The 9,642-nt window shown below is 44.1% G+C and carries 16 protein-coding genes; 12 read left to right on the forward strand and 4 right to left on the reverse strand.

Annotation, left to right across the window (positions count from 1 at the left end; genetic code table 11):
- Positions 1–30: 30 nt before the first annotated feature.
- Positions 31–513 (reverse strand): hypothetical protein, encoded by a 483-nt coding sequence (locus tag BK127_RS33935; protein ID WP_256711571.1) that lies wholly within the window; start codon positions 511–513, stop codon positions 31–33.
- Positions 514–650: 137 nt separating this feature from the next.
- Here BK127_RS33935 and BK127_RS33940 point away from each other — a divergent pair, with 137 nt between their 5' ends.
- From BK127_RS33940 to BK127_RS33975, 10 genes are all read left to right on the forward strand, one after another.
- Complete coding sequence (locus tag BK127_RS33940) at positions 651–2,105, forward strand: stalk domain-containing protein (protein ID WP_179097702.1); 1,455 nt, start codon at positions 651–653, stop codon at positions 2,103–2,105.
- A gap of 71 nt (positions 2,106–2,176) precedes the next feature.
- Positions 2,177–2,404, forward strand: coding sequence for an alpha/beta-type small acid-soluble spore protein (locus BK127_RS33945; RefSeq protein ID WP_076236594.1), 228 nt, complete (start codon positions 2,177–2,179; stop codon positions 2,402–2,404).
- A gap of 176 nt (positions 2,405–2,580) precedes the next feature.
- The gene (locus BK127_RS33950; protein WP_076236596.1) at positions 2,581–4,185 is read left to right on the forward strand and encodes a catalase; all 1,605 of its coding nucleotides are present in this window, start codon (positions 2,581–2,583) and stop codon (positions 4,183–4,185) included.
- A 67-nt stretch (positions 4,186–4,252) separates the two neighbouring features.
- On the forward strand, positions 4,253–4,399 hold the full coding sequence (locus BK127_RS44130; RefSeq protein ID WP_179097703.1) for a hypothetical protein: 147 nt from the start codon (positions 4,253–4,255) through the stop codon (positions 4,397–4,399).
- 157 nt (positions 4,400–4,556) lie between these two features.
- Positions 4,557–5,201 carry a transmembrane-type terpene cyclase gene (locus BK127_RS33955; protein ID WP_076236599.1) on the forward strand — a complete coding sequence of 215 codons (645 nt, stop codon included), beginning with the start codon at positions 4,557–4,559 and terminating at the stop codon, positions 5,199–5,201.
- A gap of 122 nt (positions 5,202–5,323) precedes the next feature.
- Positions 5,324–5,995 (forward strand): SOS response-associated peptidase, encoded by a 672-nt coding sequence (locus BK127_RS33960; protein ID WP_076236602.1) that lies wholly within the window; start codon positions 5,324–5,326, stop codon positions 5,993–5,995.
- A gap of 77 nt (positions 5,996–6,072) precedes the next feature.
- The gene (locus tag BK127_RS44135; protein WP_179097704.1) at positions 6,073–6,219 is read left to right on the forward strand and encodes a hypothetical protein; all 147 of its coding nucleotides are present in this window, start codon (positions 6,073–6,075) and stop codon (positions 6,217–6,219) included.
- A gap of 134 nt (positions 6,220–6,353) precedes the next feature.
- Positions 6,354–6,527, forward strand: a complete 174-nt coding sequence (locus BK127_RS33965) for an aspartyl-phosphate phosphatase Spo0E family protein (RefSeq protein WP_076236604.1) — start codon at positions 6,354–6,356, stop codon at positions 6,525–6,527.
- Between the two features lie 78 nt (positions 6,528–6,605).
- Positions 6,606–7,013, forward strand: a complete 408-nt coding sequence (locus BK127_RS33970; protein ID WP_076236606.1) for a VOC family protein — start codon at positions 6,606–6,608, stop codon at positions 7,011–7,013.
- A gap of 16 nt (positions 7,014–7,029) precedes the next feature.
- Positions 7,030–7,254, forward strand: coding sequence for a helix-hairpin-helix domain-containing protein (locus BK127_RS33975; protein ID WP_076236609.1), 225 nt, complete (start codon positions 7,030–7,032; stop codon positions 7,252–7,254).
- A gap of 66 nt (positions 7,255–7,320) precedes the next feature.
- Here the strand turns inward: BK127_RS33975 and BK127_RS33980 are convergent, their stop codons facing one another.
- Positions 7,321–7,797 (reverse strand): DUF4362 domain-containing protein, encoded by a 477-nt coding sequence (locus BK127_RS33980; protein WP_076236612.1) that lies wholly within the window; start codon positions 7,795–7,797, stop codon positions 7,321–7,323.
- A 141-nt stretch (positions 7,798–7,938) separates the two neighbouring features.
- On the opposite strand from BK127_RS33980, the gene BK127_RS42730 reads away from it, so the two are divergent.
- Positions 7,939–8,052, forward strand: coding sequence for a sporulation protein YjcZ (locus BK127_RS42730; protein WP_083689807.1), 114 nt, complete (start codon positions 7,939–7,941; stop codon positions 8,050–8,052).
- Positions 8,053–8,182: 130 nt separating this feature from the next.
- Here BK127_RS42730 and BK127_RS33985 read toward each other — a convergent pair whose 3' ends face one another.
- A complete protein-coding gene (locus tag BK127_RS33985) occupies positions 8,183–8,434 on the reverse strand; it encodes a DUF7667 family protein (protein ID WP_076236614.1) in 252 nt (83 codons plus the stop codon).
- 143 nt (positions 8,435–8,577) lie between these two features.
- Here BK127_RS33985 and BK127_RS33990 point away from each other — a divergent pair, with 143 nt between their 5' ends.
- Complete coding sequence (locus tag BK127_RS33990; RefSeq protein ID WP_179097705.1) at positions 8,578–8,991, forward strand: hypothetical protein; 414 nt, start codon at positions 8,578–8,580, stop codon at positions 8,989–8,991.
- 166 nt (positions 8,992–9,157) lie between these two features.
- Here BK127_RS33990 and BK127_RS43225 read toward each other — a convergent pair whose 3' ends face one another.
- Entirely contained in the window at positions 9,158–9,364 is a 207-nt protein-coding gene (locus BK127_RS43225) for a hypothetical protein (RefSeq protein WP_144026649.1), read from the reverse strand.
- Positions 9,365–9,642: the final 278 nt, after the last annotated feature.

Genomic DNA, 9,642 nt, shown 5'->3' on the forward strand with positions numbered 1-9,642 from the left:
ATTTTTATAACAATATTCCGAACTATTTGATCAAGCCTCGATTTGCTTCAACAGTCGTTCGACCACCTGGGCCGTATCTGCATAATAAGGCCGATAATCGAGTCCCTGAATATGGGAAAGAAACTGCCTGGCCATAAACACAACCTCTGTCCGGTATGCTTGTAATGCGATAGTGTATGAACTATGCTCCCTCGGCTCCCCATGCTCCCGCTCCTCCAGCTCCGTTAGCTCCAGGCTCCCCTGATCACTATGACGGATTCGGAAGGAAAAAGCTCTGCACTCCGGGTCTCCGCATCCACAGCAAAAAAAGGGCATCCGCTCCCACTCATCGACCTTTCCCCAACGGTTCGGCTCCGCATCGTGAGTCACACTGTACAGCAAAGCCGGAAGACCAACATCCACACAAAGCGGCTCGTCGATCAGTACATCTCCATCTATCTTCAGCAGTACATCGGCATGAATAATTTGCAAATCGGCATCCCAGGACCAGTTGGTGCAGCTTAAGGTAAACAATATACTCCCCCCTACTTCCCCTGTAGATCTGTTTCATGCTTTAATTATAAAGATTCTGCGATGTGATGTATAGAAGCTTTGATCTGCCTAAATTAAAAGATTGGATTGGTGACACTATTTTGAAACTACAGTTCGGTATGCCCGTTGTAAAACTTCAGTTTGCGATTAAATTAGGCTTGGCTTCCATGCTGCTCATATCGGCTGGCGCAGTAAGCCCTGTGTTCGCCAATGAACATGCTATTGTGCATGAAAAGCGAAATGTAAGCTATGAAGGCAGTACCTATACGCTGGAGCTGATTCGGATCAATCTGAAGGACCCGACCGTTCAGGTGAAGGCGATAGCAGCAAATCATCAGGTAGGCAGTGTACAACCCTTCATCGATATGATGAGTGATAACGAGGCTGTTGTCGGCATTAATGGCACTTATTTCGATGCATTTACAGAAGATATCGATTACAGAACCCCCTATGGCATGCTAATGAACAATAATGACCTGTTCTACCGTGGAGATAAAGAAACTTCGATTACCGTCTCCAAGGATAAGGAAGCAGCGATACAACGACTCTCCATCAGCAGCTCCGTAAGGGTGGGCAGGCTTAGTCTGCCTTTGAATGGTGTAGACAGCTATCATGGCGACCGCACGAAAAGCGCATGGGTGTTCTCCAAGGATTACGGAGATGTCATCGATTACCCTGGAGTTAAAGTTGCCATCGCAGCCGATATGAAGGTTGCTGCGTTTTCCATTGACCCCATCCAAATTCCAGCTGGCGGGAATGTGCTGCTGCTATCATCCGATCAGACACTTGATTCTGTGACCAAGTCGGTTAAAGTGGGTGATCTTTTCAGCATGGACCAATCAAGTGTGAATCTCGATTCGAACATGAGCATCCCCATCAGCCAACTGCAAATGGCCATTGGTGCCGGGCCGAAGCTGCTTACAGGTGGAGTTGTGGATATTGATGTTGAACGCGATCGTTTTAACGATCCGCTTGTCACCTCGCAGGCTAATGTACGCAGCTTTGCCGGTGTCGATGACAACCAGCTGCTGGTTGTAGGTACTGTTTCTTATTCCACGCTTGATCAAATGGCCAATGCTTTATTGCAGGCTGGCATTACAGATGCGATTAATCTGGATGGCGGGGCAAGCTCGGCACTGTACTATCAGGGAAAGCTGCTGCGCAAGCCAGGACGGCTGCTGAGTAATGCGCTTATTGTGCAGCAGACGGACAAGCCACAGGTGCAGCTCAGTGTCAATGGTACGTTAACGGGCAATCGGGACGGTTATATCGAGCACGATGTCACGATGGTCCCCTTTCGTGTGCTGCTTAATCGTATCCAGGCTGAATACAGCTGGAATCCCGCAGATTCCAGTCTTCATCTTAGTAAAGGCAAGTTGAACGCTGTTCTCACACCAGGGAGTACGACAGGTATGCTGAATGGACAACCCGTCGAGCTGGATGCTGCTCCCGAGGTTGTGGATGGTCTGATGTATGTTCCACTGCGCTTTGTCGCGGAATCGCTCGGAGCCCGTCTCGAATGGAATGACAGCTTGTATCGAGTAAATATTGTTGTGTCCCCAGCCAACCCATAAATTCCCAACTATTTACATGTGTAGGATTTTGGAATTGTCACATACTACCTGTATGAACGGAGGTGATATCAATGGCACAAGGACAATCCAGCAACAGCAATACCTTAGTCGTACCTCAAGCCTCTCAAGCTTTAGAACAATTGAAGTATGAGGTGGCTCAAGAATTGGGTATTCAAATTCCTCAGGATGGTTATTACGGTTTCATGGCATCTCGCGACACCGGAGCAATCGGGGGACACATCACGCGCCGTCTGGTTCAAATCGCTGAGCAACAACTGGCAGGCAAATTTTCCAGATAATGAATCGCTCCATATACTTAGATCAAGGTGATTCCGAGAGGAATCGCCTTTTTATTTGGGTTGCAGAAAGACAGGAATATTTGTTGAGACAACGCGGAAATCTATGCTTGGGACAACTGATGGCAGGAGCTGCCAATAAGGAGTACCTGATGATTACAATCAAGGAGGGCTATTGAATGACCAATGATCCGTCTTATCGGGATAATCAAAAGTCGAATACTGAGGACAATAATACTTTGACAAACCGGCAAGGTCACCCTGTAACCAACAATCAGAACATAAGAACTGTAGGTAATCGGGGTCCAGCTACTTTGGAAAATTACGATTTTATCGAAAAAATCAGCCACTTTGATCGGGAGCGTATTCCAGAACGTGTTGTTCATGCGCGGGGTGCGGGTGCGCACGGTTATTTCGAAGCTTACGGAACTGTAGGCAACGAGCCGGTATCCAAATATACGCGTGCCAAATTGTTTAAGGAAAAAGGAAAACAGACACCTGTTTTTGTCCGCTTCTCATCGGTTATTCATGGTGGTCATTCCCCGGAAACCCTTCGTGATCCCCGTGGTTTTGCTGTGAAATTTTATACAGAGGACGGAAACTGGGATTTGGTTGGTAACAATCTGAAAATTTTCTTTATACGCGATGCCATTAAATTCCCAGACATGATTCACGCTTTTAAACCGGATCCAGTTACGAACATTCAAGATGCGGAACGTTTCTTCGACTTTTGTGCCAGCTCCCCTGAATCCTTTCACATGGTTACCTTTGTTTATTCGCCTTGGGGCATTCCAGCCAACTATCGCATGATGCAGGGCTCTGGCGTTAATACATATAAATGGGTGAACAGCGACGGTCAAGCGGTCCTCGTTAAATATCATTGGGAACCGAAGCAGGGTATCAAAAATTTAACGCAAAAAGAAGCCAGCGAGATCCAGGCAACCAATTTTAATCATGCGACCCAAGACTTATATCAAGCCATCGAACGCAGTGATTACCCGGAATGGGAGCTGCTTGTCCAAATCCTCAGTGATGATGAGCATCCTGAATTGGATTTCGATCCCCTTGACGATACCAAGCTGTGGCCGGAGGATCAGTTCCCATGGCTGCCGGTCGGAAAAATGATTTTAAACCGAAATCCGGTCAATTATTTCACTGAAGTGGAGCAGGTCGCCTTTGGTACAGGCGTGCTGGTTGATGGTCTCGATTTTTCAGATGACAAGATGCTGCAAGGTCGTACGTTTTCTTACTCAGATACACAGCGTCATCGGGTAGGTGCCAATTATTTGCAATTGCCGATTAACGCTCCCAAAAAGCGGGTAGCCACGAACCAAAGCGGCGGCCAAATGGAATATTATGTCGATCGGTCACCGAGCCACAATCCTCATATCAACTATGAGCCTTCCCTTCTGGGTGGATTAGTTGAAGCACAGCAAGCCGGGAAGGAATACACACCACTCATTGAAGGAAGGCTTGTGCGTCATTCCATTGATCGATCGAACAATACGCAGCAAGCAGGTGATACCTATCGACGTTTCAAAGATTGGGAACGGGATGAATTGATTTCCAATCTGGTTGGCGATCTCTCGCGGTGTGACGTCCGTATCCGTGATGCCATGATCGCACTTGCTGCAGAAGCCGACGAAGAATACGGACGCCGATTACGAGAAGGTCTTAAAAATTCGCCCAAGGGTGGATCCAGCCAAAAACCGCTAGGCAATAGAAACGGTGATCAGGCACCAGATAAAGCCGTAAACATCGCTCACGGTGCAGAACCCTATTAACATGTGAATAATCAGGGATTATATGGGGGAATTTATAGACATTGGGTAAGATAGAGGAGGGATATGTATGCCTAAGGAAGTACACCATTCATTGGTTGATAAAGTAGCAAACTTCATAGAGAAAACGGTTGAAGATACTGTTGAGGATACAATAAATATGGCTAACCGTGCCGAAAAAGCGATGGGTAGGAGCAATAAAAACAAAAAGGATTAGTCATCCAAAAGACCTGCCGTACAAATCCGACACTATTCAGTTACATGATTATTAAAAAGCCCATTGGGGCTTTTTTTCGTTTGAAAACAAAATCATAGGCAAGCTTGGCAAATCATACTTATAAGAGAAAATCCCCGGAAGGATGTGTTTTCTCAATATGCAACACTTATTTTCTCAGCGTGTAGAACTGTTGCTGCTGCTTGGAATGGCCTTTTTTTGGACAATCACCTACATACTTGTGATTTATAAAAGCTATCAGGATCGTACTAGCGGTATGCCAACCGCCGCCATTTGTGCCAATATCACTTGGGAGTTTTTATTTTCCTTCATCCTCCCCTTTGACCCGCTGCAACAAATCATAACCGTGATCTGGTTCTTCTTGGACTGTATCATTCTTCTGCAATGTTTGTATTACTCCAAGAAACAAAATCCCAGTTTTCCCGCCAAAACCGTTATCTTTTCTTTAATGGCCATTGCCCTTCTGCTGCACTATGGAATCGCGAAAGAATTTCATGATCTTGAGGGCAAATATTCAGCATTTGGCATCAACCTCATGATGTCCATCCTGTTTATCCGCATGCTGATGATAAAAAACTTCCAAGGCCAGTCCACATCCATCGCTTATTTTAAAATGATTGGTACGCTGTGCATCTCCGTTTTGTGTTTTTCCCAATACCCGCACTCCCTTTTGCTAACAATGCTGTATATCCTCATTTTTATTGTAGATGTCGTTTATATTGTATTGATTACCCACAAGTCTGAAAATCTCATTTACAAGCCCAACAAAATCATCGCAAAATAACCGCAAACACTTCTTAATATCATTTTTGTATTAGGTATTTTCTGGATACTCGATTATTAACGTTTAAGCCTTGAAAGGTTTGAGGTAAAATGGTGGTATCGATATTCATAGGGGGTTTTTCAATGTGCGGAAGATACACGATCACCGTTACCGAGGAAGAATTGATGCTGCGATTTATGCTTGAAAGCTCAACACCCTTTTATGAGCCGCGGTACAATGTTGCGCCTGGACAAATGGTTCCTGCCATTATTAACAATGGAGCACAGAACAAGTTAGGGCAGCTGCGCTGGGGGCTAATCCCCTCTTGGGCCAAAGATGCCAAGATTGGTTATACCATGATCAACGCTCGGGTGGAAACCATTGCAGATAAGCCCGCATTTCGAACATCATTAAGGAGCAAACGCTGCATCATTCCTGCAGACGGTTTTTATGAGTGGAAACTAACTGAAGATGGAAAGCAGCCGATGCGGATAGTGAAAAGAACCGGACAATTATTTGCGATGGCTGGCCTTTATGATACCTGGGTAAGTCCAGAGGGTGACAAGATCAGCAGTTGTACGATTATTACGACAGTACCGAATAAGACGATGGCAGGCATTCACGATCGGATGCCGATCATTCTGAGGAAACAAGATGAGGCAGCATGGCTGGACCGCAGCATTCAGGATGTAAACCTGCTGCAATCTTTGATTGGACAACCATATCCCGATGAGGAGCTGCGGGTGTACCCGGTGACCAAAGCTGTAGGGAATGTTAAGAATGATTCTCCAGATAATATAAAAGAGGTATCCTGATAAGCAAAGAAGGTTCCTCCCCGAATAGTAAGCTTGCTTGCTGGGATACTAAACGGGACAGGAGGTGATTTCTTAACATGGATGTTACCAAACCCGATTCGCCCAAAAGTCGAGACTTTAAAGAAAACAAATTTATAGAAGAAGAGGCTGAGCTTCAAGCTAATACAGCCGCAAAACGACCACCGAGTTTAAATGGAATTCCAAAACAAAATAATCCACAATAAACAGTAAGCAGCCCTCAGTCCTTATAAAAGGAACGAGGGCTTTTGATATTTCCACACATACAATTTTTTTGAAAGTCGAATCTTCCTTTACTTTGTGGGAAACCTAATTACAAACCACAAAAGGAGAATCCAAGATGACCACTAAATTAGATCAGCTTATCGAGCGCATTGAGGAGCTTAGGCAGGAGCTAAATCGACTTTCCAGAAACAAGGACTTGGCAGACCCAGAACTACTCACTGCAAGCAGAATGATGGATGCTGTATTGAATGAATATAACCGCCTGTTGATAGATAAGGCAAAGGAATAATAATAGCTTCCTAATTAAACAAAGTGGTTTTACTGTGGGTAAACAATTTAGGCAATATGCTAAAGGAGATTGATCTTTATGACAAAAATCACGACGTTTTTAATGTTCGAAGGTAAAGCTGAAGAAGCGATGAATTTGTATATCTCTTTATTCGAGAATTCCGAAATAACAAGTATTTCTCGTTATGGGGTAAATGAAGCTGGAGCTGAGGGCACAGTGGTACATGCTACCTTCTCTCTTAATGGACAAGAGTTTATGTGTATCGATAGCAACACACAGCATGCCTTTACCTTTACTCCTTCTATGTCCTTGTATGTAACTTGTGATACCGAAGAAGATGTTAGTAAGGTCTTTGAGAAATTATCTCTGGAAGGATCTGTATTAATGCCTTTAGGAGCGTATCCTTTCAGTGAGAAGTTTGGTTGGGTAGCAGACAAATACGGGGTTTCATGGCAGCTAAGCCTTGCTTCACCACATAGAGAATAGATGCGGGGGAATCGTAATGTCAAATAACCATTCTCAGGAAAAATCCGAAAGTGATCTTCCCATCAAATTATCGAATCCAGCAAGGCGAGCACTCATTGGGGCCGGCTATACGCGTCTTGAACAGTTGACGAGGCTCACTGAAACAGAGGTTCTGAAGCTGCACGGTATGGGGCCGAAGGCAATTGATCAGCTCAAGCAAGCTCTTGCCGCGAAGGGAATGTCTTTCGCCAATAAATCTTAAACCAGTTGGAGCAAAGCTTATTTGATTGACCCATCTTGTTGCAATTACATAAGGAACGACTCATAATTACTGTGTTTCCACAAACCAAAAGGTTTTACCTGTTTGGTTATTTTCACATTCATTTAAGACGTAACCTTCTTGACCTTGTTCCGATTTCTTTTTCTCTATTGCTTTGCAGTTTGTAGTTGGTCTTTTCAAATCTGAACCAAATGCATCCATGGAGTTATCGAATGTGTATTTGATTAGCTTGCCATTATACGTTAGCTCATAGAAGATAGGGTCCCCTTCAATAGTGTATTGCGTAATACGAACTTTTCCTGCTTGATTCGTTGTAACACCCTCCATAAATTGATGCCACTTATCCAAATTCGTAAATTTACCGTGGACGTTGACTACATCACCATTTTGGATTGCTTTTTCAGCACGATAGGGTTTGGTGACCTTTGGAAAATCAGATTCATGACTGTACACCACTTGACTGTTAGAATCATTGCAAGCAGTCAATAACAAAATTATCAATGGAAAAAATATGTATATTTTCATTTAATCACCTCGTAATAACAACAACGTTTATAACAATGAAAAGGTTTCAAGCTACAATATGATGAATCAGTTGGCAGCGCCCAATCACATGTCATCGGGCTTTCATAACATACATTATGCATGGCGGAAGGTGGGATTAACATGGGTTCACTTGGAGTTGGCGGAAGTTGTGGAGGTTTTGGTTTAGGAACTTCTACAGGTGAAATTCTTGTTCTCTTTATTCTGTTGGTTATTATTAGCCGTGCCTTTATCTAAATATGATGCTCCGCCCAAGTTGAAGATACGTATATCCTTTCCTGTATAAGCATGAAGCCCTCTTTCCTTTCGGACTGAGGGCCTTGATATTCCAACGCATTTGTTGACTCAACGAAAATAAGCCACGGGATTATCTCCCCGGCTTTTTATCTTGTCCCAGCTGTAACGATTCGATCTCCAGACATATTTCGTGCTGCCACTCCACATCTGCTGTTAACGACGCCATCAACGACACATTCTCCAAGTACGCCATATCCCAGCAAAGCTTGGCATTGAGCTTGAGGCACTGGTCCATTTCAATCTTTTCGTCGGCCGTGAGTTGTCGTTGCTGCATTACAGTCCACAACTCTGCAAGCCTCTGATACATAGGCAAGAACGCCATAGCAGCCACCACCCTATACCCGCCAGTATAGCCAAGTTATTAACGAACTCATACGTTTGTTGTAAGTACGCCAAAATCAAATTATAATGGCTCTTGTGCAGTCTCAACAGGAGAGGAGAATTATTGTGCTCGTAGCCACACATATGGCAGCAGCATCTGCTATGTATGTCCTATCTTCAGTCAAAAACACATCCGGCATCCAAAAGACAGTTGCACTGCCAGTTATATTAGCGTTATCCTTGTGCTCGCATTTTGCTTTAGATGCAGTACCCCACTTTGAGCTGCAAATGTTGAGCAATGTACTCATCGGCTCCCTGATCATCCTGTTTTTGTTATATATAGCCTGGCGTGATAAAGATGTATTTGTCCTGGTATCGGCTTTCCTGGGCGCTCTTCCAGATGTCATGTGGGTGCTTAAAATAAGCCCCAGGTTTGATGAAATGCACAGTTTTTTACATTCCACAGTTACACATGCGCCGCCTTATTCAATTATCTTAGAGTTGTTGGCATTAGCTAGTATTGTCTTTATCATTTACAAAGCACCGAGAAAAACTTAGATTCAACTAACCCCGGTTGCTGTTGTCAAAAAAAACCACCAACAGCAGCTGTCAGCGGTTCAACGATTTCTATGTAAGCCCGAATAAGGAATACGAATAAAAAATAAATAAAGTGCTGTATGATATATACGAAATCGTGGCCAAGCTTTCTGTCTAAAGAGCTTGCTTAATCCTTTTTCTTGTTCGGATTCAATTCTTCCATCAGGCTGGACATATTATAATTGGATTCAAACGCGACACTCGTGCACAGCTTGTTCTGGCGCATGGCAAATTCGAACGAGATTTCACCGTGCGTCCAGCGTTTGAGCTTTAACGATTCCATTGCGGTATGCCGGAATGTTTGAAGCTCCTCCTCCGACAATCCCAGCTCCATCTTCTGCAGTTGGTTCCCCTTGCTCTCTAAAGGGAACGCCCTAACTCCTGATTTAACAGAACTACTATGTTTCCTATCTTGAAGTTATGCACAACCTGTTAGTAAGTAGAAAAAGCCTTGGATTGGTCCCAGGCTTTTTGTGTTAATCAATTGGTTTCCATCGTGGTCCCAAATCTTCCCTTCACAGAATCACACGTCAGACTGTCTAACAACTGAATGCTGAGCACTCTTTAAACCGCGAATTCATGCTATTTTGCTCAAATAAACGTCATGCATAT

It is taken from the genome of Paenibacillus sp. FSL H7-0331, from assembly GCF_001956045.1.